The sequence below is a fragment of the Gemmatimonadota bacterium genome (assembly GCA_040388535.1).
Lineage (GTDB): Bacteria > Gemmatimonadota > Gemmatimonadetes > Gemmatimonadales > GWC2-71-9 > Palsa-1233.
Genome location: JAZKBR010000002.1, coordinates 1186976 through 1210806 on the forward strand (window position 1 = coordinate 1186976; position 23831 = coordinate 1210806).

21 protein-coding genes are annotated in these 23831 nt (G+C 63.7%); 20 read left to right on the plus strand and 1 reads right to left on the minus strand.

What is annotated here, in order from left to right:
* Nucleotides 1-528 precede the first annotated feature (528 nt).
* From V4558_08840 to V4558_08875, 8 genes are all read left to right on the plus strand, one after another.
* A complete protein-coding gene (locus V4558_08840) occupies nt 529-783 on the plus strand; it encodes a hypothetical protein (GenBank protein MES2305601.1) in 255 nt (84 codons plus the stop codon).
* A 96-nt stretch (nt 784-879) separates the two neighbouring features.
* Nucleotides 880-1959 carry a hypothetical protein gene (locus V4558_08845; GenBank protein ID MES2305602.1) on the plus strand — a complete coding sequence of 360 codons (1080 nt, stop codon included), beginning with the start codon at nt 880-882 and terminating at the stop codon, nt 1957-1959.
* A gap of 291 nt (nt 1960-2250) precedes the next feature.
* On the plus strand, nt 2251-2925 hold the full coding sequence (locus V4558_08850) for a response regulator transcription factor (GenBank protein MES2305603.1): 675 nt from the start codon (nt 2251-2253) through the stop codon (nt 2923-2925).
* A 222-nt stretch (nt 2926-3147) separates the two neighbouring features.
* Entirely contained in the window at nt 3148-3417 is a 270-nt protein-coding gene (locus tag V4558_08855) for a hypothetical protein (GenBank protein MES2305604.1), read from the plus strand.
* Between the two features lie 123 nt (nt 3418-3540).
* Nucleotides 3541-4179 carry a thioredoxin domain-containing protein gene (locus tag V4558_08860; GenBank protein MES2305605.1) on the plus strand — a complete coding sequence of 213 codons (639 nt, stop codon included), beginning with the start codon at nt 3541-3543 and terminating at the stop codon, nt 4177-4179.
* A gap of 1273 nt (nt 4180-5452) precedes the next feature.
* Entirely contained in the window at nt 5453-6805 is a 1353-nt protein-coding gene (locus V4558_08865; protein MES2305606.1) for an HTTM domain-containing protein, read from the plus strand.
* Nucleotides 6806-7785: 980 nt separating this feature from the next.
* On the plus strand, nt 7786-8994 hold the full coding sequence (locus tag V4558_08870; GenBank protein ID MES2305607.1) for a 6-bladed beta-propeller: 1209 nt from the start codon (nt 7786-7788) through the stop codon (nt 8992-8994).
* 175 nt (nt 8995-9169) lie between these two features.
* Nucleotides 9170-10294, plus strand: a complete 1125-nt coding sequence (locus tag V4558_08875; GenBank protein ID MES2305608.1) for a hypothetical protein — start codon at nt 9170-9172, stop codon at nt 10292-10294.
* Nucleotides 10295-10356: 62 nt separating this feature from the next.
* Here V4558_08875 and V4558_08880 read toward each other — a convergent pair whose 3' ends face one another.
* Nucleotides 10357-10794, minus strand: a complete 438-nt coding sequence (locus V4558_08880) for a PH domain-containing protein (protein ID MES2305609.1) — start codon at nt 10792-10794, stop codon at nt 10357-10359.
* A gap of 435 nt (nt 10795-11229) precedes the next feature.
* On the opposite strand from V4558_08880, the gene V4558_08885 reads away from it, so the two are divergent.
* From V4558_08885 to V4558_08940, 12 genes are all read left to right on the plus strand, one after another.
* The gene (locus tag V4558_08885; GenBank protein MES2305610.1) at nt 11230-13134 is read left to right on the plus strand and encodes a hypothetical protein; all 1905 of its coding nucleotides are present in this window, start codon (nt 11230-11232) and stop codon (nt 13132-13134) included.
* Between the two features lie 199 nt (nt 13135-13333).
* Entirely contained in the window at nt 13334-14410 is a 1077-nt protein-coding gene (locus V4558_08890; protein ID MES2305611.1) for a hypothetical protein, read from the plus strand.
* Nucleotides 14411-14413: 3 nt separating this feature from the next.
* The gene (locus V4558_08895) at nt 14414-15430 is read left to right on the plus strand and encodes a 6-bladed beta-propeller (protein ID MES2305612.1); all 1017 of its coding nucleotides are present in this window, start codon (nt 14414-14416) and stop codon (nt 15428-15430) included.
* Between the two features lie 115 nt (nt 15431-15545).
* On the plus strand, nt 15546-16700 hold the full coding sequence (locus tag V4558_08900; protein ID MES2305613.1) for a hypothetical protein: 1155 nt from the start codon (nt 15546-15548) through the stop codon (nt 16698-16700).
* Nucleotides 16701-16728: 28 nt separating this feature from the next.
* Nucleotides 16729-17946, plus strand: coding sequence for a hypothetical protein (locus tag V4558_08905; protein ID MES2305614.1), 1218 nt, complete (start codon nt 16729-16731; stop codon nt 17944-17946).
* Nucleotides 17947-18091: 145 nt separating this feature from the next.
* The gene (locus V4558_08910) at nt 18092-18937 is read left to right on the plus strand and encodes a hypothetical protein (GenBank protein MES2305615.1); all 846 of its coding nucleotides are present in this window, start codon (nt 18092-18094) and stop codon (nt 18935-18937) included.
* A 23-nt stretch (nt 18938-18960) separates the two neighbouring features.
* A complete protein-coding gene (locus V4558_08915) occupies nt 18961-20034 on the plus strand; it encodes a hypothetical protein (GenBank protein ID MES2305616.1) in 1074 nt (357 codons plus the stop codon).
* Nucleotides 20035-20129: 95 nt separating this feature from the next.
* Complete coding sequence (locus V4558_08920; protein ID MES2305617.1) at nt 20130-20423, plus strand: BrnT family toxin; 294 nt, start codon at nt 20130-20132, stop codon at nt 20421-20423.
* Nucleotides 20383-20730, plus strand: coding sequence for a BrnA antitoxin family protein (locus V4558_08925; GenBank protein ID MES2305618.1), 348 nt, complete (start codon nt 20383-20385; stop codon nt 20728-20730). Before V4558_08920 ends, V4558_08925 begins: the two co-directional genes overlap by 41 nt.
* Before the next feature lie 53 nt (nt 20731-20783).
* Entirely contained in the window at nt 20784-21014 is a 231-nt protein-coding gene (locus V4558_08930) for a hypothetical protein (GenBank protein ID MES2305619.1), read from the plus strand.
* Between the two features lie 6 nt (nt 21015-21020).
* Complete coding sequence (locus tag V4558_08935) at nt 21021-21458, plus strand: type II toxin-antitoxin system VapC family toxin (protein MES2305620.1); 438 nt, start codon at nt 21021-21023, stop codon at nt 21456-21458.
* A gap of 6 nt (nt 21459-21464) precedes the next feature.
* A complete protein-coding gene (locus tag V4558_08940; protein ID MES2305621.1) occupies nt 21465-23777 on the plus strand; it encodes a hypothetical protein in 2313 nt (770 codons plus the stop codon).
* The last annotated feature ends 54 nt before the right edge of the window (nt 23778-23831 follow it).

Below are 23831 nucleotides of genomic sequence, written 5' to 3' on the forward strand. Positions count from 1 at the left end.
GAGGGAGCGGAGCTTCGGCTCCTTCGACTGCGCCCGCTTCGCGGGCTCCGGTCAGGATGACAATGTCGACGGCCGGGGGCGACATTGCTTGATGTCCGGACGCGCGCCGAGAGGATCGGGGCGAGGTACGGGGGGGCCGTTCGAAGAGAGCCGGCTGAACGAGCGCCGCGCGAGCACGGCGCGAACAGCGGCTTCCCCCCGACCGAGCCCCTGGACGACAGCTTTTCTGGATAGTATCGCTCCCTCGACTTCGCACCCTTCGGGTGCTTCGCTCAGGATGACAACGTTCCTGACACCGCCCCCTCGCTTCGCTCAGGGTGACAACCTCAGGGCGCTCATTCTTCTCCCGATCCGCCCGATAATCCTCGCGTCTTCTCTCGCGGGTTGACCTGACGCTTTCCCGACGTATCCTCTTGGCCCCCCTCTGCTCCAGTCGCGGATTTCCCGCGCTGGAGATGTCGCTCCGTGCGCCCCGAGCCCTGTCCCATTCGCTGGTCCCACTCAATCCATTCTTCAGGAGTATTTCCCATGTCCATCGGACGCCGTTTCCTCAATGCTGGTCTCTCTGTTCTGTTCCTCGTCGGCATCCAGACCTACGCCAAGGCCGAAGATGCCGGCGGCGGGCTCTGGTTCTGCGCTTACAACGGCTCGTTCTGCACCTTCACCGACGGCTCGTACTGGTCGGGCTGCCTCACCGGCTACGAGTCCGGCTACATCTGGACCTTCGTCGCCAACACGATGTGCACCTCGTACACCCCGAAGCAGGGCGCCGGCGGCAACTAGCTTCCACGCAGCACGCTCGTCCTAGTACCCTGCTCGGGGCGCCGGACGTCGACAACGGAATTCTGATCTGCACGAAGTGAGAGTCTTGTGAAAGTGATGTCACGCAGTACCAGCAGCATTGTTCTCCTTCTCCTGGCGGGGTGCGGCGGTGAACGCGCACCCGCGCCAGCGGCTCCGCCATCGCGCGTGGCGCCGGCGATGCCGACGCTGGTGGCGATGCCCACCAGCAACGACGTCGCCGCGTCACCGCATTCTCCGACGTCGCCGATTCGCATCGGCCTGCATGGTGATGTGTTGCTCGCCGATCTCTCGCTCGACGGCAAGGTCTTGCGCACCATTGATACGCTGGGCCACGTGCACTGGCAGGCGGGGCGACGTGGCGAGGGGCCGGGTGAAGCGCGGCTCGCGTTGCCGCTCGAGATTACCGATTCAAGTATCATGGCATTCGATCTTGCCACCCGCCGGCTCACCGAATGGGATTCCACCGGCAAGATGTTGCGCACCACGTTGTCGTTACCGCGCATTCCCCTTGCGCGGACACGCGAGAACGAGTGGCTCGGCTGGGAGCCCGATCAGCCGCGCTATGGTGTGGTGCTGGTGGATGCCGAAGGGCACACGCGCGAAGTGCTGGACCACGCCGAGGCGCACTATGTGGAGATGTTCCCGGCAGTGAGCGATCCGCGGATGATCGTGCCGCCGGCGCTGGGGAGCTGGCGCGGCGGGATCGTGGTCGCGAACGGGAAGACGTATCAGCTCGCGCTGTATGACTGGAACGGTATGCTGAAGCACACCGTCAGCAGGGTGTTGCCCGAGAATCATCTTTCGGCGAAGCAGGTCGATGCCGAGCTTGGCGGACTCGCCGGCCGGCCGGGGCAGCGGAGCGAGAATCAGGAGTTGCGGCGGGCGCAGCTCGCGGCGCAGGTACGGCCGTGGTTCACGCATCTCACGCCGCTGGGACTTGATAGTGCGGGCCGCATCTGGGTCGTGGGGCAGCAAGGCGATACGACCTTTGCGGAGGTCTTCACGGCCGAGCAGTTCGTGGGACGCATCGTATTGCCGTGCGCAGGATTCCAGGGGCGGTGGGCGATGCGCGGTGAGTGGTTGGCGCTGGTCTGCGCGCCGGATGATGCGAGTGCCGTGGGAGATGCGGTGGTGAAGCGGTGGAGGGTGAGGTAGGGGGCGTTTCGTGGCTGCGCCTCGCGGCGATCTGGATGTGGGGCCCGAAGAGGGGAGTGGAAACCCGGCGAATAGATGACATTTGTGTAAGAGTTTTTCTCCTTATTCAGGCGAGGGGCTAGGTAATGAAAGCCGCACGGCGTGCGGGCTGCGCTGGGATCAGTGTCAAGAGATTGGGCGAAAAAATAAGGGTTTTCCCTATGTTGACGCAGTAAGACTTTGCCGCTACCGTCCTATGAGTAGTATCCACCCGCTTCAGACCCGCCACCTGCCCACCCCCAGGGTACCCCCGTGACCGTTGCCGCCAGGCCTACTGTAGTGGTTGCAGATGATTACCCCCTCGTCTCGAAGACCCTCCTACGGATGGTGGCTCAACGGTTCAACGGCGTCGAGGCGGTCCAATGTCTCGAGACGCTCGCGACCGCGCTGGAGGAGCATCAGCCCGACATCGCGCTCGTGGACGTCCGGATGCAGGAGGAGACGTCGACGCTGGATGTGTTGCCGCAGCTGATGGAGATATCGTCGGCAACACGCTTCATCTTGATCACGGGCTTCCCTGATTGGGCGCCGGCGGGGCGGCTATTCGCCCTCGGCGCGAGAGGACTTCTTGCGAAGCCATTTGTGCCCAAGGAACTCTGGCGGGCGATTGATGTCGTCCATTCCGGAGGCTCATATTTGTCCGAAAGTCCCCTAATGCGAGACGGTACAAGGGTTCTCCGGCCCTTGAAGCAACTTTCCGAGACCCAGGCCAAGGTATTCGCGCTGTTGAGGCAGGGGCTTTCCTATGCACAGATCGAGGAGCGTATCGGTCCAAAGGAGAGCACGATCGGGAAACATGTGCGCTTTGTTCGGGAAAAGCTCGGGATCGCCACCGAGCCAGGGTACGTCCGATGGGAGCATATCGTGTGCCCGTGTATGGATCGCCTGGAAGACCGATTTCCGCGTGGGCCGTCCTCTGCCCGCTGAGAGTATGAAACGAGTATCCGCCTCGAATGGGTTGAAGGTGTTCACCGAAGCTTGGACGGCTCAATTGGATAGGGGCTTTCGCCTTCAGATCCCCCACGTTGACGTCCTATCCTGTGAACCGTAGCGTTCCAGTCGTCGCTGAGCTTGAGTTGAATCGGTCGTGTTGCTCTCACCCGAGCACTGGCGACACCTGAACCATCTTCCCTTCCCAAGGAGAATCAGATGCGAAGGACCGACAAGATCACGGCTATTGCCACACTAGTGACCATGCTCGCGCTGTTTGGCGGCAGCTCGCAGGAAGCACAGGCGCAGGATGCGCTGGGGGGGGCGTGCATCATGTGCGTCGAGTCCTGCAATGGCGTGAACCCGACCGGGATGTGTCAGGCCATGACCGGGTGCGGTGCGGAGGGTCAGTGCATCAACGGTACAGCGACCGGATGCGACTGGGACACCGACAGCCAGGATGAGCGGATCTTCTGCTTCCAGGCCTGATTCGGTAAGTGCTCGGACGTCGCCGCGACCTCTGTGGCGACGTTCGAGCATCGGGTATCTACCATTTTGCCCTGCGAGACTCAGATGTCAGAACCGAACACAAGCATTATTTCCCGAGTCATGATGACAGTTGCCGTATCATGCGCCGTGGTCACCACGGGGCTCGTTGTACGGCGAGAGCTATTCACACCGCCCCCCGTAGCTGCGGCCGGCGTACCACGCCCCGTGAAAGGATGGGAGTCTTTCCAAGAAGGGGGGCAACTCCTGGGAGCTGCGAATGCGCAGATCAAGATGGTCGTATTTTCGGATTTCCAATGCGGTTTCTGTCGAAAGTTTGCCCTCGAGACCTGGCCGGAGATCCATGCGAAGTATGGTGATAAGGTCGCCATGGTAGTCCAGCACTGGCCGCTGAATGGCCACAGCGAAGCGTACCCAGCGGCACGAGCAGCCGAGTGTGCTGGCAGGCAGGGAAAGTTCGAGCAATACAGTAAGGCCTTGTTTAGCCAAAGCGACTCGATCGGCAAGAAGGCGTATGGGCGATTTGCCGTCGAGGCCCAAGTTCCTGACACGATTGCATTTTCCGCCTGCGTGGCTGAACCAGGGAAGGTGGCGGTCATCGAACGCGGAATGGCGGGTGCTACAACACTGGGCTTGACTGGCACCCCATCAATTATCATTGACGGCATGCTCTCACCTAGCGGAGCGCTCTCGCGTGTCACGTCAATGCTTGACGAAGCACTCAAGGCCAGGGAATCGCGTTGATCGCAATTGCTGGCGAACTTGGGAAGCCCGTCGGGCTGATCGTCGCACTTGGTATCCTCGCGTGTGGCGCGCCGACTGGGGGGCCTGACCAAAGTAAGGATCCCGTAGCGCCAAGCCCGGTTGAGCTTGGTGGGGTCCACTTAGTCGTGGATACTCTCATCCCCGTACTTCGGATCGATGGCACGTCAGCACGCTTCTCAGAGGTGGGTGGGGTCTTCGCCTCGTTGTCTGGAGTAATCGCCATCCTTCAACGACAAGACAATGCTGTTCGGCTCTTCGGTATTGGCGGGAAGGAGATTGCGACCTTTGGCCGTGCTGGCGAAGGACCTGGCGAGTTCCGGTTCATTTCTCGTCTGGGGTGGATAGCCGACACGCTCTGGATCACTGACATGGGCCTGCGACGAGTTACGCTGATCTCTCCAAGTGGTGCGTTTCTACGGGCATTTCGATACCCGACGCCCCACGCCGAGCCGGAGGATTCCGCGAGTTTCCCGGTCTACGGTGCCTCAACCAGCTTTCCATGGGCCATTCTGTCAGACTCCCAATTTGTGACTTTCGCCAATGAGCGGCCCGGCAGTCCGGCGGTTCCCGAAGGAGTCACTGCTTCCGCCCTCCTTACCGGGGCAAGTGGCGCGATTCAGCGACGCATTGCCTACCCGCAACCCGACGATGCCGAGGGGTATGTGGAGTTTGAGGCCAAGAACGGACCGGCAGCTCGCCATTCTGTGCCACTCGTTCAGAAGCCTCAGTGGGGAATTTCGCCGAATGGCCGGTACATAGCAGTGACTTCCGCGCTTCTGACGCGTTCGAAGGATCTTCGATACTTCACCGTGCAGGTGTTGTCGACAAGCGGAGACACGGTCTTTTCGCGGGATCTGTCGGTTGCGGCCGTGAACGTACCACCGGAGGTACGAGCCTCAGAAATGGGTGAGGTCAGCCATAGCCAGATGATACGGCTTTCTGCGAAAGATCCCTCATCCGTCTCGGTCGCGATTTCGAACCGTATTCCAAATACTTTCCCGGGGGTTACGGGGCTGCTTGTTGCCGAGGATGGCCGAGTGCTCTTGGGCCAGTATTCGGTGGCCAACGGCCAGCCTTGGGTAGTGCTCGACCGATGTCAGGGTACTCCCATCGCCTCCTTCATCGCTCCAAGGGGAACATTCCTCACCAGCGTTAATCAAGGCCTTGTGTACGGTGTTGAGCGGGACTCGGTCGGAGTGGAGAGTGCAGTCGTCTTCCGAATGCCGCCGGCTCCGAAGTGCTAGCGCCAGGCATGAGAGGGCTCCACGCCCGCTGGAGCGACGTGCGACGGAAGGGTTTGCTCGCAGTCGATGCCTCGTCGGTCGCGGTCGTGCGGATCCTGATGGCTGCAATCATCCTGTGGGAGGTAGTTAGGTATTTCACGCACAATTGGATCAAGAGCTACTGGATAGATCCATCATTCCATTTCACCTACTTCGGGTTCGGATGGGTACACCCTTGGCCCGGCAATTTGTTGTACCTCCATTTCGCTTTGATGGGCCTTGCGGCTCTTGCAGTGCTTTTCGGACTGTACTACAGGGCTGCGAGTGTCTTTCTTGCAATCAGCTTTGCCTACCAATTCCTGCTTGAACAGGCGCGATACCTCAACCATTTCTACGCGGCGCTACTTATACTCGTGCTATTGGCCGTCCTACCGGCGCATGCAGAATGGTCCATCGACCGCAGGCGTCGTCAGGATTATGAGCCCGCGACTGTACCGGCGTGGGTGATATGGGTGCTGCGCTTTCAAGTTGGTGTAATTTACTTCTACGGCGGGCTCGCGAAACTCAACGTTGATTGGCTCGGCGGTGCTCCTACCGGATTGTGGATGAATCACCGAGCGACTGTGCCCTTTGTCGACTTCTTGCTGAGGCATGGGCTGCATGGTGTATTCTTTGGGGTTGGAGGAATGCTATTTGACCTCTTTGTGGTGCCTTTCCTCTTGCTCAGGCCCACGCGCCCCTACGCATTCATCGCTGCGATTTGCTTCCATTTTATCAACGCCCAGCTCTTCCCGATCGGAATCTTCCCATGGATGATGGTCGCAACAACCACGATCTTCTTCGTACCGAGTTGGCCCCGAAGTGTCTTGACCTATTTCTCTGCGCCGAGAGTGCCACGAAGTAAGGAGGTCTCGACCTTTGACGAACCGCGCCGGCCGTTGCTGGCCTTCCTTGCTGCGTTCATGGTAGTCCAATTGACAGTCCCCTTTCGACACTGGCTCTACCCCGGTGATGTGGCCTGGACCGAAGAGGGGCATCGATTTTCGTGGAGGATGATGCTCCGCGACAAAGCAGGTAGTGCACAGTTTTTGGTGGTCTCTGGCTCCGACACAGCGTGGGTGAGCGCACAGCAGTACTTGCGCCCATGGCAGATGGGAGCGATGATAGGCAACCCCGACATGTTGCTCCAGTTTGGTCATCATCTCCGCGATGAATTTCAACGACGGGGCAAGAATGACGCACGCGTGTATGTGCGTTCGCTAGTGTCCTTGAATGGCCGCAAAGCAATTCCGATCATCGCCGATACCAGCGAGCTGGGCCGTATCCCCCGTACCCTGGGTCACGCCAACTGGATCACCGCGGGGCCCGGTGACAAGGAGTGACAGCCAGGTTCACGACGGAAAGGTGAACCCGAGCAGCGCGCGCTGGACGGTCCTTTTCGATGGCGGATGTCCCCGCTGCCGACGGACAATCAAACTAATGCAGGCATGGCTTCCTGATATTAGTGTTGAAGCGGTTGACTTCACCACGGCCGGGGAAGGCGACACTCCTACCCTTCGTGCCGTGTCACTCCACAACGCAATGAGCGCTATGCATGTGCTTGCGCCGGACGGAACAACGTACCGCGGTTATGATGCCTTTGTTGCACTTGCGCGCGCCTCGAGGCGCTGGAAGGTGGCTGGCTTGATCGGACAGCTCCCATTGCTTCGTTGGATCGGGCGTATTGTGTATGGGCTGTTTGCCAGAAGTCGACGGCGTGTAGGATGCGAGGCAGGGACCTGCACATTAATCTAGAGGTGCGCGCGACAGGAACCGAGCGGTCGCTGATTGGGCACTGCGCGAGGGCTACCGTACAATGTGAACGAACCCGCGATTCACCTTCAGGCGGCCATGACCACCACGCCGGGATGCGGGAGGGGGAGCGGACCCGGATGCGGTGGACTGTCGCGAGCAGCGCACCGGCCGACTCTGCTGTACTTTGCTTTCGCTTCTATCAAAATCACCCTGTACACCTCCTCGGCCGCATCTCCATTCGCATCCCCTCGCCACCTCACCGCGCCATCATCCACGAATCCAGTCGCATGGAAGTTCCCGCCGGGTTGAATTCGGCGCAGACCTCGTGTTCCCTCCGCGGTCCATCCAGATCCCGCAGCCAGGTGTGGCCATTCGGCGTCGCGAGAATCACCGAGAAAGACGGCAACCGGACCTTCAATCCCGGTGGGCTCACTGACGGGGCCCCTCCTCGCCGCATTTGCACGCTGCGCTGGGTGGCGACCACGATGTACTTTCATGGAGTCCTCTGGCTATCCGGCCGGGTGGGACCCTACGATTCTAGCGGGACCTAGACTAGTGGAAACGTCAGATGATCCTCGCCTCGAACGACTTGCGCCTCGCATTCCGCTGCTGGGCGGCCATCGGCGCCGCAGCCTGCATCGTGAGTGTGCCGCTCGCGGCTGCTCAGGCCCCCGGCAGGGAAGAGGGCCACGCTGTCGCTTCCGAGCAGCTCCGGGTCAGCGGAGCTGCTGACACCGAGCCCTTCGGCAGAATCGATTGCATCGCGGCCACCCCGGATGGTGGCGTTGCGCTCTTCGATGGCAAGGGTATGGACGGCCCAACCCTGTTACTCCTCGACGAGAACGGCAAGCTTCGCCGACGCCTCGGGCGCAAGGGCGCAGGCCCGGGTGAATATTCCTCCCTGCAACTGTCCGACTGCATCTCGGTCACCGCCGATGGCACGATAGTGCTGCTCGACCGAGGGCTGTCGCGAATCGTTCGCTGGGATCGAAATGGAAAGCTGCTTCCGGCGGTTTCCGTTCCTGTCCGGCCGAGCGGCCTCCCGCCGTACTTGGTACCGCTTCGTGACGGCTCATTCTACGTGCATTCCGTCATCAGGCCGCCGACGCCCGGGGGGGTCTTTGATGGCGGCGACTACGGCTACATCCACCTGAGTGCGGCGGGGTCGATCCTTGACACGCTCCGGCCCTCGGCGATGGCGCTGCGCAAACGCGGCCACCGGATCGGCGATCCGAACGTGCAGTGGTTTCCCCGGATCGATGGGAGCGTCCTCGAGGCCGATCAGGCGGAGTTGGGCTACCGCCTTCGGGATCTCAAGGGCGCCTGGCATCCAGTGAGCCACCCGCGCCCGGCCATCCCGTTCTCTACCGCCGAACTGGCGGAGGAAGCTGCCATCCAGGAATGGACCAGACTCTTGACTCGTGGCGCGGTTCCGGCGGGCGAGTTGGCAGAAACCAAGCCGGCATTCGAGAGGATTTTCAGTGATGCAGGGATGCGGGTATGGTTGCTTCGACGCGTCCCTGCCGAGGCTGGCATTCCGCGTCCGGAGGGTGGCCCTCCCAGTATTGGCGCGACGCCGCGACCAGCCCGGCATCTCTTCGAACCGCCGGTCTGGGTGCGCTTTTCGGCCAAGGGCAAGTACGAGGGGGAGGTGCGTTTCCCCTTGGAGAGCGCCTCGGGAAGCGCCTTTGTCGCGACGGGCAATACGGTCTGGTCCGCGTCGCTCTCGAAGGAGGGTGAGCCGGTAGTGATCAAGTGGCTGATCGAGATGCACTGAACTGTTGCTCTGGTTCGCGATGTCCGAAGCCGAGCAGCGGCGGAGGGTACAGCTGCTGAATATTGGAGAGCGGGACGGGGTGGAGAGTGTGCGGTTCAAGGTGGCGGTGCGGTGATCAGGGCAGGATAACCCGGCCCCGCGAGTAAGGCTTTCCTCCTCGCGATCCATAAGTATCATGGCGTGGAAATTCCCGACCGTCTGTTGCATTGCCCTCGGGTTTGGGGGAGCCGGCTGCTCCCAGCCTGAGGAGGTTCCCACCTCCCAGCTCATCGATATCGTTGTCGACAAATCGATCGATGAGGACTCGCTCTGGACAGCCGCAGCCAAACGTGCAGGGTTGCGAGTTGTTCTCGGCAGTTCAGAATATCAGTTCGGCCACGCTGCCGCCTCCGATGGTGCTGAACTCGGTGTCGTCGATTTCGGGGTGTTGCTCGGTGATGGGCGCGCGGTGATCTCGGACTTCAGCAAGCATCGCCTGGTCTACCTCTCGCCACGCGGTGAACTGCTGAGCCTGTTTGGGCGGCGAGGCGAGGGTCCCGGCGAGATCGGTCAGGCCGGCGGGATGTACCTCCAGGCCGACGGCAACCTGGTCTTCCGCGACAACCAGTTACAGCGGGCGACCGTGCTGACCCCGGCCGAAAATTCGCTCGACCTGCGGCGCTCGTATCCCGTGGCCTCGTACGCACGGCCCATCTGCGCCCTTGCCGACGTAACCGTCGGAGTTCGCTACCGGCCGCAGGTGCAGCGTACCATCGAAACACGGTCGCTTGATGGAAAGCGTGTCAACTACATCGGCCTGCCGCTCTTCAAAGCGACGAACAATCTCAACGTCATTGCGACCAACGGCTCCTTGCTCTGTCTGCCAGACAAGGCACAAGTGGTCTTCGCGGCGCAGACTGGCGACCTGCTCGCCTATCGCCGTGATGGGTCGGTCGCGTGGCGTCGCAAGCTTGCCGATTTTGTGCCAAGTCAGGTCAAGGAGGTCGGCAGCGGCGTTCTGTTGACGGCGGCCCCGCCGCCACTGAATCGCAGTGTCACGGTGCGCGCGCTCGTGCGGCTCGACAGCATCACGGCACTCCTGCAGATGGTGATGCTGGTGCGGAGGGGGGAGGGGAAGACCAGCGTCGTCGAGCGAAGCGGCATCGAGTCGCGAATTATCGCCCTTGAGGATGGCGCCGAACTGGGCCGACAGACCGACCTGCCGCTGATGCTCGACGTGCGGGACGGGATGGCGCTGACGTACGCCGAGGAGCCGGAACCGATGGTGGGACTGGTGCGGCTGCGCCTGATGCCGAGGTGATGCCTGCACGCGATTCCTCGCGTCCCCGTCGGGGTCACCTTCCCACGGCCTTCCCGCGCCGATCAAGCCGCGATACCCTCCTGCGCGACCCCGGCCGCAACCAACGCCTTGAGGAATGCACTCTTCTCCCGCGGGGAGATCACCACACTCTGCCCTTTGCCATAGCTGATCGCCAGTCGATCGAGCGAGAGGGCGGGGGCAGAGAGGATCGACCGGGTCGCGACGACTTTCGTCACCAGACGCAGTGGTACCCGTTGCACCTGCGGACCGCAGCGAACGATCAGCGTATCACCATCGATCGTATACGACGTGCCGAGGAGCATCCAGAGCGGTAGTCCGAGTGCGATGGGTGCAGGGATCGCGATCGCCAGCCAGCTTCCGATCGACGGCCGGGCGTGACCGGCCAGCGTCACGACGGCCGTCCCCAGCACGATAATCGCGACACCAACCAACAGCAGGATGAACCAGCTGTCGACCTTCGACTTGAACTGCTGTGCCATGGACACCTCGGGAAGGCGAGTGCGTCGCCATCGCACGCCACGCGCTGTGCAGTATGCCGGGCGCGCACGGGGGAACGCAAGGACGGCTTCACCATCACGATTCTCCTTGCGCTGGCTACCGGCCAGGAGCACCTTTCTTCGACTTCCCGGTACAGCTGATCGTCCTATTGGCCCCCGCTATAGGGTATCGCTATTCGCAGCAACGTCCGGCATCACTGCCTTGCAGCACTCGCCTCGTTAGCCGTCGCCTTCGCGGCCCCGCTCCACGCGCAAGACCTCACCGATCGCGCGAACACACTCGCGACGAAGCTCGAAGGCGCGTCCATCACCGAGCGACAGGCGAACGCGGGCGCAGCGAGAGCGCTGCTCACCGAACTCAACGGCCGAGCACTCGATCGCGCCTCCGTCCGCGCGATTGCGCGAGTCTCTTTGGCGATGGCGGCACCGCTCTCGCCGATCGGGATCGTCCCGTCACGCGAGGAAGCGCGGTGGCGGAGCAGTGCCGTGCGGGCACTGGTCCGGCTTCTCTCGCGGGACACCCTCGACCTCTGGAGCGCAGAGCAGCTGGAAAGGATCGCCCCGTATCCCAGCATCTGGGCCGAACCCGCAGTGGAGCTCAAGCTGCTTCGCAAGCTGCGCGTGCCCAGCAACAATTTGCCGCGCGCTGTCGCAGCCGCCGTGGCCGGGCTCGAGATCGAAGCCGGTGATCCACTCGCGGCAGTGAAACTCCTCGAACGCCCGTTTCCTGGCGCCCTGGGCGAGGCGCAGCGACTGCACCTTCTTGCTGCGGCACACTTTGCCATTGGTCGGGATTCGCTCGCGAGCGCGACCTACTACGCCGGGGCGGCGGCCATCCGCGACTCGGCCGACGCCAATGTGTTCGGGCGGGAACTGCAGGAGATCGCTGAGGGTGCGGAGCTGCGCGAGTGGCGATCGACCGCGCTGGTGCCGACGGCGCGAGCGGCGTGGCTCGGGAAGTTCTGGGCCCGCGAGGACCTCGCCGATGGCCGCCTGCCGGGCACCAGATTGCGGGAACAGTTCTCCCGCTGGCGCCTGGCGCTGCAGCAGTATCGCTGGGACACCGACGGCACCCTCGCGTTGGGCGGCATACCGCCTCGTGGCGCAGCGCAGGATGGCAGCGAGGGTGACGTGCTCTTTCCGCGCGACGAAGGGACGGCCCCACCGGTCTATGACGCGCGCTATTTCGAGCGAAACAGCGTGATCGATGACCGCGGGCTACTAGTGCTCCGGCATGGCGCGCCCACGAACACCATTACCTCGGCAGGCGTTGCGGCGCTGGCCCAGGAGTCCCTGGTCTGGAGCGTGGCGAGTGCGAACGGCGATGGCGGGCCGGAGCTTCGTATCGTCTCCTTCTCACGAGCGGCGGTGCGCAAGATTGGTGTGCCATCTTTTCATTTCGGGATGCTCGCGCGCAACGTCCCGATGGGTGATCTGATGTCGCTCTGCCAGGTCGACGCCCGTCTCTGTGCTCTCGCCGGCCCCGGAGATGCGCGGGTACGTGCGAATCTGATCCTGCAGAACTTCACGGCCATGCGGACGAACGCCGAGGTGACGCAGGGGAACCCGCAGCGGTTCAACCATCCGCTTCGGGCGGTCGTGCAGGCATTTGGCATCCCCGACGGTGGCGTGCTTGTGGTCATGGCGGTTCCGCTGGCAAGTCTTGCCGCTGCGCACGACGCCGGCTCGGCGGCCACATCACTGAAGCTGCGTGTAATAGTGGGTGACCCGCTGAGTGGCGAAATTACCGGCACGGTCGACACGATTCGCCATTGGCGACTGGCGCAGCCAGTGCCAGTGGCGGGATTCCTGAGTTTCCTCACCATCGTGCCGGCAGGAATCGGCACCTGGCAGGTCGCGGTGACGGCGGCGGACATTGCTGGTGAAACCGGGGGTACCACCTGGATCAGCAATGTTCCCGTGATCGCGACGGCAAACGACGCGCTCACACTCGGTGATCCGATCCTGGGCCGCGTCGGCGGGGGGCTCGAATGGCAGTGGCAAGGGCAGCCGGTACTGCTCAATCCGACCAACGCATGGCACACTACGGAGCTGGCGACCTTGTCGGTCGTCGCGAGCGGCCTGCGCGCCGGTGAAGACTACGGCTTGCGGCTCGAGCTCTGGCCCAGTGATACCACGGCGAAGAGCCCGCGCCTCACGATTACTTCCGACCTTCGCGCCAACGCATCGACGATGATGCTGCAGCGTTCGCTCGATCTGTCGAGGATCGGGGCTGGCGACTATCGCCTGGTGCTTCGTCTTTCAGGTAAGAATGGTGCGACGACCACCATTCGGGAGCGACGGGTTGCGGTGCGGAAGTAGTCCGGGCAATCGAGATGGACGCGCCGCCTTGCCTGAAGGAGTAGGTGACTTCCTCCGCACTACCTTGAGGTGGAGCGTCTTGATCCTGAGCTGTCTGCCCACGATCGGCGTCGCGCAGTCATCCAAACCGCCAGAGACCGCTCTCGTGCGATCGACCGGCCCAGGCCGTTGGGGCGCACCCTCTCTCGCCATTGAGGAAGTGCGTGTCGGCGGCGCAGGATCGGGAGTAGAGCTCGGATCGGTCGATTGCATTGCCGCTCTCCCCGATGGTGGCGTGGCAGTCTTCGATAGCCGGGGCCTGAGTGGTCCGGCGCTGCGTGTTCTCGATTCGCACGGAGTGCTTCGCCGTTCAATCGGACGCCAGGGCGCAGGCCCCGGCGAATTTGGGGCGCGCGGAATTTCCGGCTGCCTCGCCGCCAGGGATGATGGCTCGCTGCTCATGCTCGACTACAGCAACAACCGCGTGAATCGCTGGACCGCAAACGGCGAGGTGCTCTCGAGTATTCCGCTGCCGCCTGGGCTGGGGGGCCCCGCGCCGTACCTGCTCGCCGGACCGGCGCAGTCGGTCTATATCAGGGTGGCCGTGACGCGACCCCGCGCCGGCGTCGGGATGGACTGGAGCGCCTACGGATTCGTGCGGGTTGCCGCCGATGGCAAAGTCCTCGACACGCTGCCACGACCCCGATCAACTGGCTCGAACGCGCCGCCACGACTCTTCGATCCGATGGAATTCATCCTTCCTCAGGCTGATGGTCGCATCGTACGATCGTTCTCTGATCGTCTCGCCTTTGACGTATGGCTGCCCGGAGCCACTCGGGCCGCGATCTCGGCGGAGCGCCCGCTCCCTGCCACGCGAGTGCTGCCGGCCGAGCGGAGCGAACTCGAGGCGGGGCTCGCATTCTGGACTGCGCAAACGAAAGGGATGGTACCGAACCCTGGAGTCGCGACGACGAAATCCGCCTTCGCCGATATGCGCGTTGACCTTGAGGGTCGCCTCTGGTTCCAGCGCAACGTCACCGCGGTGAAGGGTGCGATGGTCCATCCGCCGGGGCTTCCGGGGCAGCCCGCACCACCGGGGCAGATGTACCAGGTGCCGCCGGTCTTCGCCGCTTTCGATCGCAGCGGTGCCTACCTCGGCGAAGTGCGGCTGCCGCTGCGGCAGGCGTACCTGCTCAACTTCACCTTCGCCGGTGATCATGTCTGGGGGACTTTCACCGATGCAGAGGGGGTGCCGGTGGTCGTGAAGTGGCGGATTGTTGGGGCGGGGAGGAGGTAGGGCATGCGATCGTCCTTGCTCGCGATTCTCTTCACCCTCGTCACTGCTGCCAACGCGCAGCGCGCCCCGACGACGGCCGTGATCTTCGGCATCGGCGCCCCTTCGGGGAATGACTCGCCCGCGAAGCTCGGGCCGGTGGCGATCGATCGCAGCGGCCGGATCTTCCACCTCGACGTGGCCGAGGCGTCGATTGTGGCGTACTCGGGCGCGGGGAAGCGACTCTTCGCCATCGGCCGACGAGGCGATGGGCCGGGCGAGTTCCGGAAACCAGTCGCAATGGTGATCGATAGCGCCAACCATCTGCTCGTGATGGACGAGGCGCAGCGAGCGGTACATCGATTCGATCTGTCGCGGTCAGGCCCGCCGCGCCTTCTCGACCGGATTCCGGTCCCGCTGACCGGCCATTCGATCTGTATTCTCGGGAGCCAGCTGGTGGTGCTGAAATCATCGTCGGCAAGTGCCCCGGTGATTCACCTGCTCGCACTCCAGGATGGCGGTGCCACAATCGTGCGCAGCTTCGCGCCGGCCAACATCGTTGACAAGCGCGCCAGCAGCATCGTGATCCGGATGATGCTCCTCGATGAAGGCCGACTCGCCTGCAACTCAGCGCAGCAGCTGGTTGCGCTCGCAGCCGAGGGGAGTGGCACGTTCCACGTGTATGACAAGCGCGGCAGCGAAGTAGCGAGGGGAGCGGTTCCGGGGTTCGCCGAAATACCGGTGATGCAAGACGGCCCCGAGCGGTTCATAGTACGGGCAGGGCCCGGAGGGGTGATGTCCATCTCGGCGATGGAGGTCGCGGCCGATGGCAGTGTCGCGCTGCAGGCGAGTACCCAACCTCGCGATTATTCGTCCGCGCAGGGGCCATCGCAGCAATTCTGGTTCGACCCCGCTGGTCGGCTCACGCGAAAGGCAGCTCCCACGCGGATGTGGCGCGTTGCCGCTCGCGACGGCATACTCCTCTGCGGTCTCGCGGAGCCGGAGCCCACGCTGGTGGTGACGACTGCGGGGAGTTGTCCTTAGCGCCAGCGACCGACTTGCGCCCCCACTATAGCACGGGCACTTTTCGACCGCCTTCCCAGCTCATCGATCGTCCTATCGGCCCCCGCTATAGGGTATCGCTATCCGCATTGCCACGATGGCCTCCCTCCTGCTTGCCATCACCGGTTGCTCGACCGGTGCGCCTCGCAGTGCCACGAACGGGGCAGCGTCGAGCGGCGTGATCCCCGAACAGATCATCAGCGCGCGCGACACCACCCCCGCATGCCCCCAGTGCGTCATCGCACTCGATTCTCTCACGACCCTCGGCCTCGAAGATGATTCGGTCACCCCACGCGACCCGACGAGCGTCGTTCAGGGAGCTGATCAGTTGTTCTATGTGGCGCCGATGTCGGAACAGGGGCGAGTCGGCGTCTATGGCTGGGACGGCCATCTGGTTCGACTGCTCGGCCGCACCGGAGACGGACCAGGCGAACTCCGCTGGGCGGCCTCCGTGGCCGCCGCCCCGGATGGATCCCTCGGCGTGCTCGATTTCAACCGGATCCTCTGGTATCCACTCCTGGGCGGCGCACCGATCACCCAAGTGCTCGACCAGCCCCTCGGAGAATTCCGGACGCTTGCGCTGCCGGGTCGTGGTCTCGTAGTGGCGACCGAGCAGTCGATGCCGGGTCGAGCGTTTGTGTATGTCGATTCATTGGGGAATCGCCGCGACTTTGGGGACTCCCTCAAGGCCCGCGCCACGGTCGGCGATGGCTTTGCACCCCATTCGCTCGCCGCTTCTGGCGGCGGCCACTTCTACGCGATGCCGTGGTACAACACACCCAGGATCGATGAATGGGACACGAACGGCCGCCTCCTCCGACGCTATCAGCTGCCGGCGCCGTGGTTCACACCATATGGGATCGAGCCACTCCGTGAACTGCAACGTGTCGGGGTGCGTGGCCTGCGGCTCGCCATCTCAAGCAGCGCGTGGCGTGATAGGGCTGGACTGCTCTGGACCATCACCAACGTCGCCGATCCGCGCTGGAAGGTGGTCGCCGACATTGGCCAGAAGGATGAACTGGGCGCCCGACAGCCACTCCTTTCCGGCTACGACAAGCGCCTGGTGCAGGATGCGATCATTGCGGTCTATCGTGTGACCGACACGTCTGTGGCGCTGGTTGCGTCGCGGCGCGTGGATATGCCACTCTCACGATTCCTCTCCGATAGTGTCGTGGCCGAGCGGACCCAGGCAGGTCGCGAGGATGTGGGGTTCAATCTCTTCCGATACAGGCTCCGTGGGCTCTTGCAATGATCACATCTCATCGCAGAGGAGCAACCGGGTGAATCGCGCCACCTTGCTCAGCACTGCCCTCGCGATCACGCCGGCGTTGCTCGCAGCCCAATCGCCGCAGGAACATCGGCGAATTCATGGAGACACGACCTTCGTCACCTCCTCGAAAGCCGCTCATGTTCCAATACTCGAAGCCACTCGACTCCGCACACTCACCGCTGGGCCCGATGGCGCTCCATTCGGCCGCATCGACGCACTGGCACTCGGCCCCAACGGCAGCCTTGCCGTGTTCGATGGCAACGGCAACACCGGCCCCGAGCTGAGTATCCTGTCGCCAGGTGCCAGCGCACTCAGGCGTATTGGCCGCGAGGGCGATGGTCCTGGTGAATATCGTGGCGGCGGGCCTGGGCTCGCGATTGCGGCCGACGGCACCATTCTGTTGCGTCAGTTGAAGGGCGTGATCAACCGTTATCGGGCCGATGGCCGATTCATTAACTCGTTCTTCATCAGTGGGATTGGCGGGCTCATCGACATCTTTCCCGGACCGCACCACACTTTCTACACCCACGCAGGGCCCACCCGCGGCGCCGCACAATTTTCATTTCTTCAGTTGCCACTACTCCAGCTGGACAGCATGGGAGTGATCCTCGATACCGTCCCGGCCCCGCCGCCAACAGCGGGTGCCGTTGATTCGAAGTTCGCTCTGTCGGTGCTTTGGACCGTCATTCCCGATGGCAGGAGGCTCGCACTCCGATCGGACAAGCTCGGATATACCCTACAGGCGCTAGAACCGAGGGCTAGCCTGCTCCGAACCGATGTCGAGGCGACGCCGCCACGATTTCTGCCAGAGGAGCGACAGGAATTGCAGCTCGTGCTCGACTTCGGCCAGCGGCTGCCGCCGGGGATGCGGAGCCCGATCACTCGCATGCCTGAGCTGAAACAGCTCCTCGCCGGGGCGCCTGCGTTCGACTGGTCGCAGCGCATCTGGCTGCCGGTACACACCGCAGGCGTGAAGCAGGGAATCCGCGCGCTTGGCAGGCACGAGAGTGCTCGAGGCCAGGTTGAGTCCGTCAGCGTCAGCTACGATGAACCACCAGAATTCGCCTCATTCGATCTCTCCGGTCACTACTACGGGCGCGTCCGCTTTCCCCTCGGCGCCACTCGGTTGGTGTTCTTCGGCAACACCGCGTGGGGAGTCATCACTGGCCCCGATGATGAGCCGGCACTCGCTGAGTTTCGGCTGCCGGCGGCGCTCGATGCTCACTAGTGGGACAAGGTTACGGGCCGTACTTCCCGTGGTGTGCGTCCTTGCCATCGGCTGTCGCAGTGCAGCTCCAGCCGGAAGAGTTGTGGTCGACCTGCAGTGGGATACCGTCTGGCAAAGCGGCAAGGCTGGCTTGGATTCCGCGCTGTTGGCGCCAAGTCTTCTGACCTACAATCGCGGCACCCTCTACGTGTTCGACAACGCCGAGGCGCGGATAGTGGCGCTGGATGCGACAACGGGTGCATCGCGCTGGAAGGTGGGCCGCGCTGGCGCTGGGCCCCTGGAGTTCGGTGGCGTCGCAGCGATTGCCCCGGATCGCGACGGAGGGGTCGCCGTTGTCGACATCCGCGACCGGCGCGTTACGCGCTGGAGCGGCAATGGCGAGCTCGTGGGCACCATCTCGCTCGGCGCGATGGGCGGGCAGCCGAACCAACTCTGCGCGCTCAGCAATGACCGACTACTTCTCGCCGACGTCTTTGCAGCGAGCCTCAACGAAATGGATTCCACCGGAAAGCCGGTCGCGAAGCGCGCCCCGATCTGGCCAGATCTCGTGGGCGCGAAGTGGGAGTCGCATCAGGTGGTGCTGCGGAACAGTCCCGATCTGGCCCTCTGCATCGCGGCACTCACATCAGGTCGCGGCTTCGCGATTCTTACGGAGCGTAGGCCACCGAGGGTCGTTCGGTATGTCGAGAGCTTCGACGCCTATGCCGTTGGGCCTCGCAAGGATGAAAAGGAGATGAGCTACTGGGCCACGTTCGATGCGGCGATCACCGCCGACACCGTGATGGTGCTCTTCGCAGGGCGGACCGCGGATCTGAACCGCCTGATTGACCGCTACAGCGCGACGTCGGGCGGCTATCTCGACAGCTATCGCTTGCCCTTCGCAACGAAGCGCTTCGCAGCGGGTGGCGGCCTGATCTTCGTGGCGGACTCCACCGGCACCAGCGTGCTTGGCCTTCGTCCGGGTCGTCTCAAATCGGTTTCCGGGAGGTAATCGAAGATATGAAGGACAACTTAGTGCGACACCGCGCCTTGATTGGCGCAGCCCTCGCCATCACCGCCACTGCCCACCCCTGCGCAGCCCAGCGCGCGCTCGACTTCACGCGCGCACCGGAGCGCACCATCAGCACCGGCGTCACCAGCGTGAGTCACGGGATCCAGATCGCCGATGGCCGCTTCGTCTTCGCCGATATGACGACGCCGGCCATCATCGTCGCCGACTTTGCCAACGACAAGCTCGTCACCCTCGGCCACAAGGGCGCGGGCCCGAACGAGTATCGGGCCCCCGTGGGCGCGGTCACTGATGGCGCTGGTGGTGCCGTCGTCCCCGATATGGCGCTCGGGCGCGCGCTCGGCGTCAGCGCTGCCGGGGCGCTGACCGGCACCCGCTTCAGCAGCAACGACCTCAACGGCGCCGGGCTCGCGACGGTGCGCGGGATGAATCGCGATGGCACGCTCTTCTATGCCGGGCGACCGCCGCAGGGTCGACCCGATTCGCTGCTGATCCTGCGCGGGCTCCCCGCATCGGCCACGCCGCAAACCATCGGGTACTGGCCGATGGTGCCGGTGACGTTCGGCCCGCCGGTTACCGGAGCTGACGGCCGAGTGTCGCGCTCCATTCTTGGGGGATCCTGGGCGAACCGCACCGAATGGGTCTCGCTTCCCAACGAGACCGTCGCGATTGTCCGGCCGCTGCCGTTCCGCGTCGACATCTTCCACCCGGATGGCTCACGAATCATCGGACAGGCCGTCGACTTCCGGCCGGTACTCTTCGACGACAAGGTAAAGGCCGCCTATCGTGAGCAGCGCGGGCCGATTCCCGACGGCAATTTCCCGGCTGCGCTGCCGCGCTTCGAAAGTGGGGACGACGTCATCGCCTCCGACCGCAACGAGGTCTGGGTCCAGCGACTGCGGCCGCCGTCAGACCAGGTGCCCGTGTACGACATCTTCGACGGCAACGCGCGCTACACCGGCACGGCGAAGCTCCGGAACGCTTCAAAGGTTGTCGGCTTCGGGCCGGGTGTGGTGTATGTCGCGCGCGAAGCCGCCGAGGATGGCTTCTGGTATCTGGAGCGGTATCGCAGGCCGTAGCGCAGCTCGGTTCGGGCGCTCGATCCGCGTTTTGTGGTACGCTTGTGCCGAACGGGAAGGGGTGATAGCGTGTATATACAGCCGCATCGTAGGCGATGCGATTCACCTGGGACCCCAACAAGAGTGAGAGGACCCGCCTCGAACGCGGCTTCGACTTCGATTTTGCCAGCGCAAGCTTCGCCGGGCGGACTGTCGAATGGGATGATGTCCGGCGCGACTACGGTGAGCGGCGCATCGTGGCGGTCGGGGCAACTCGAGGCAGGATCCTGACCATCTGCTATACCGATCGGATGCAAGCAGGAGAGCACGTCGAGCGTCGCATCATTTCAGCCCGAAGGAGTAACCCCCGTGAGAAGAAATCGTACGCGGCTGGTGGTGAAAACGGCTGACCAGCTGGGGCCGGGCTTCGCCGATTTCGCGCGTATGGACGCGATGACCGAGGAGGAGATCGAACGTACCTCTCCCCCGGAACTTGCCAATCTTCCTGATGATTTCTGGGTGGGTGGGAGAGTGGTCGAGCCCGTCATCAAGCTTCCGATCTCTATCCGAGTGGATGAGGACGTGCTCGACTGGTTTCGCAGCCAGGGTCCGCGCTACCAGACCAAGATGAACGCGGTGCTGCGCGCACATATGAAGGAGCATGCCAAGCCAGCGGCACGAAAGCCGGCGCCACGGAAGAAGCGCGCGAAGTCGTAAGCTTGTCAATACCGTTCGACGGCCATAGCATATGTAGAGCGGAGGACGAACCAATGGGCACACCGGCGAAGGGCCCGCGCCTCAGGCGCAAGAATGTCATTCTCGATCAGCGCAAGATCGATCGGGCCAAGCGTGTGCTGGGTGCGGCGACCGAGACCGAGACCATCAGTCGTGCCCTCGATGCCGTGGCTGAAATGGCACGATTCCAGGCCGAGGTCGACGCGGGGCTGGAGGGTCTGGTGGGCCGCGGTGGCTTCCTCGACGCCTTCAACACCGCGTTGTAGTCACCGGTGTTGCTCCTCGATTCGAATATCTACATCGCGGCGTTCAATGACTCGGCCTTCGGCAGGTCGTTTCGGGAATTCCATCGGGCGCAATTGCCGCAACTTCTCCTCAGTGCCGTGGTCGCCCACGAGTTGCTCGTGGGGGCCCGGACCCCGCGCAAGCTGCGTGACCTGACCCGGGGACTGCTCGAGCCGTTTCGCACAAGGCGGCGGCTGCACACTCCCGGATACTCGACCTGGCAGCTGGCCGCTGGCATCGACCGGCGCCTGCGGATCAGCGGCAAGTACGCCGCGAGCTTGGCGCAGCGGAGCTTCGCGAACGACCTCCTCATCGCGGCGACGGCACGCGAACTCGGCGCTACCATCGTGACCAGCAACCTCAGTGACTTCAGGCTGATCGCCGACGTCGTTCCCATCAAATTCGTCGCCCCCTGGCCGAGCTGAGGGTTGATGCGCCGCATTTTCGGATTCGCTTTCCTCATCATCACCGCCACGGCCAGCGCGCAGTCGCCGGCCCAGCGCGCGTGGCTCGATTCGGCTACCGCCAGCGCCCCGCAATGCAATAGCGGCACCGGTTCCCTCAAGCGACTCTGCGGTGGGCTCGCGGCCGTCCGGCGCGCGGCGGCCACTGGCGACGCCAGCGAGGCGTCGAAGTCGCTGCTGACCTTCGAACGCGCCGTCCTCGACGACCCCACCTGGCCGCTCGCCTGGTACGGCCTCGGCCTCGCCCGGGTGCAGGCGGCGCGCGCGAAGCTCATCGCGCACGAAGGTGCGTTGCAGCCGCTCGGGATGAGCTTCGAGGCCGGGGCAGGCTTCGCCCTGATCCGCGCGCTCACGCTCGACGTGAGCTACCTCCCCGCGGCCGAGGCGCTCGCGCTGATCTCGATTCCACGGGAAGGGGCGTCACGACTGGTCGAGCGGATCGCGATGCTGCGCAAACTGCGGCCCAGACTCACTGGGACTGCCGACTACAGTGCCGCGCAGGTCGAACTCAACGGTGGCGATCCCGATTCGGCGACCGCCTTCCTGCACGACGCCCTGCAGCGCACCGACATCGACAGTGGCGTGGTCCTCCTCGCGCTCGCACGCTCGCGCTATGCCGCGAAGGATCCGGTCGATGGGCGTAAGATGCTCATTCGCGGGGCGCGCGACAGTGCAAGTGCTTCGCGCGCGGCATACGCCCAGGAACTCAGCTGGGTCGCGACGCCGACCGAACTGCGGGAGTGGGATTCACTGCCATCGGCCGCGCGGGCCGACTGGCTCACGGCGTTCTGGAATACGCGCGATGTGAGCGATGGCCATGAGGACGGCGCGCGGCTGATCGAGCATTACCGGCGCTTTGAATACGCGATGAAGAATTACACGCTCCAGTTGCCGCGGACCGGCAAGCATCAGATCTCGCGTAGCTCGATGGCGGGGGACTATATCGACCTCGATGCCGTGGTGCGCGACGTGGGGCACGACGCCGACACGTCGGCGGCCGAGGCCGGGATCACCGAAATGGCGGCGAGCAAGCGCTTCTCGGGAACGGGGGCCGGGCTGGCACAGTTCCGCAGTCTCACGGTGGTCTTCGACGACCGTGGTGTCGTCTATATCCGTCAGGGACCGCCCGACCAGTTCGCGCGCACGGTGGGCGGCAAGGCGATCGAGGGGTGGCGCTACGATCGCGACGGCGGCACACCACTCGTCCTCTATTTCAAGGAAGAAGACTTCGATGGGCAGGCCGGCGCGTCGACGCTGACGCCGGAAATCCTGAGTTCGTATCCCCAGGAACGCGACCAACTCTGCCAGCTTGAGCCGGGCGACTGCACCTTTTCGGCGGATCCGCGCGTCACCACACTGGCGACCGGGCGCGATGTTGCGTCGCCGCGAAGCGGCTCGCCGCAGTCGCGCCTGCTGGCCGGGGCCGCACGCACCACGAGCACCGCGCGAGTCGCCGCCGCGGCGACGCGGGGGAAGGCCAACATCGATACGGTGACAACGACCGATCGCTTTGCGCGGAAATTTCCCCACCAGGTCGAGCCAGTCGTGCAACTTCTCTCGGTGCGCCAGGCAGTCGAGGGGACCCCGCGTCTGCTCGTGGTCTTTGCCATCCCCGGCGATCAGCTCGCCTCGCTTGCGCTCGCCGAAGCGGGCGGTCGCACCGGCTATCCGGTGCACTTCGTGGTGAGCGCAGCACGTCATGGCGATGGCCGGCGCTTCGTGATGGATACAATCCGCAACTTCGCGACGCCACACCCGCTCAAGGCGGGCGAATTCCTGAGCGGAATGCTCGAATTGCCGATCGAACCGGGCGACTACACCGGCTCGCTGCTGATCTCGCAGCAGGATGGCCGTGGAGCCGTGGCACGGCTCGGCCGGATCACGGTGATCGGCAGCAGGCAGCAACTGGCGATCAGCGATGTGGTGCTTGGCGTGGCCGGCAGCAAGACCCACTGGAACTCCGGGAGCAGCGAGGTTTCGCTCAATCCGATGAATGCGTTCAGCAGTGGCGGCGAGGCCGAACTTTACGGCCAGCTCAGCGGGATGAAGTCGGGCCAGGACTACGTACTCACCTTCGAGGTCTTCCGCGCCGACGATGCGGTTGGGAAGAAGCCGCGGCTCGCGATTTCCTTTCCACAGACGGCGCGCGACGGGCTGGTCGAGATCCAGCGGAGCGTCGGGCTCAAGAGCCTCGATCCCGGGCGCTATCGCGTGAAGGTCGCGATTGCGGGTGCCGGTGAAAGTGCCTTTGCGATGACGGTGCTGACGGTGGTGAAATAGCTGCGCTGAGGCCCGGCTTGACTGTCGCGATGGCCGGGTCGCAGTAGATTCAGG

Bases quoted from the DNA above. Each gene is read 5' to 3' on its own strand.
- V4558_08840 (MES2305601.1), top strand. From the start codon at position 529: ATGTCCATCGGACGCCGTTTCCTCAATGCTGGTCTCTCTGTTCTGTTC.
- V4558_08845 (MES2305602.1), top strand. From the start codon at position 880: ATGTCACGCAGTACCAGCAGCATTGTTCTCCTTCTCCTGGCGGGGTGC.
- V4558_08855 (MES2305604.1), top strand. From the start codon at position 3,148: ATGCGAAGGACCGACAAGATCACGGCTATTGCCACACTAGTGACCATG.
- V4558_08860 (MES2305605.1), top strand. From the start codon at position 3,541: ATGACAGTTGCCGTATCATGCGCCGTGGTCACCACGGGGCTCGTTGTA.
- V4558_08865 (MES2305606.1), top strand. From the start codon at position 5,453: ATGAGAGGGCTCCACGCCCGCTGGAGCGACGTGCGACGGAAGGGTTTG.
- V4558_08870 (MES2305607.1), top strand. From the start codon at position 7,786: ATGATCCTCGCCTCGAACGACTTGCGCCTCGCATTCCGCTGCTGGGCG.
- V4558_08875 (MES2305608.1), top strand. From the start codon at position 9,170: ATGGCGTGGAAATTCCCGACCGTCTGTTGCATTGCCCTCGGGTTTGGG.
- V4558_08880 (MES2305609.1), bottom strand. From the start codon at position 10,794: ATGGCACAGCAGTTCAAGTCGAAGGTCGACAGCTGGTTCATCCTGCTG.
- V4558_08885 (MES2305610.1), top strand. From the start codon at position 11,230: ATGGCGGCACCGCTCTCGCCGATCGGGATCGTCCCGTCACGCGAGGAA.
- V4558_08895 (MES2305612.1), top strand. From the start codon at position 14,414: ATGCGATCGTCCTTGCTCGCGATTCTCTTCACCCTCGTCACTGCTGCC.
- V4558_08900 (MES2305613.1), top strand. From the start codon at position 15,546: ATGGCCTCCCTCCTGCTTGCCATCACCGGTTGCTCGACCGGTGCGCCT.
- V4558_08920 (MES2305617.1), top strand. From the start codon at position 20,130: ATGCGATTCACCTGGGACCCCAACAAGAGTGAGAGGACCCGCCTCGAA.
- V4558_08930 (MES2305619.1), top strand. From the start codon at position 20,784: ATGGGCACACCGGCGAAGGGCCCGCGCCTCAGGCGCAAGAATGTCATT.
- V4558_08940 (MES2305621.1), top strand. From the start codon at position 21,465: ATGCGCCGCATTTTCGGATTCGCTTTCCTCATCATCACCGCCACGGCC.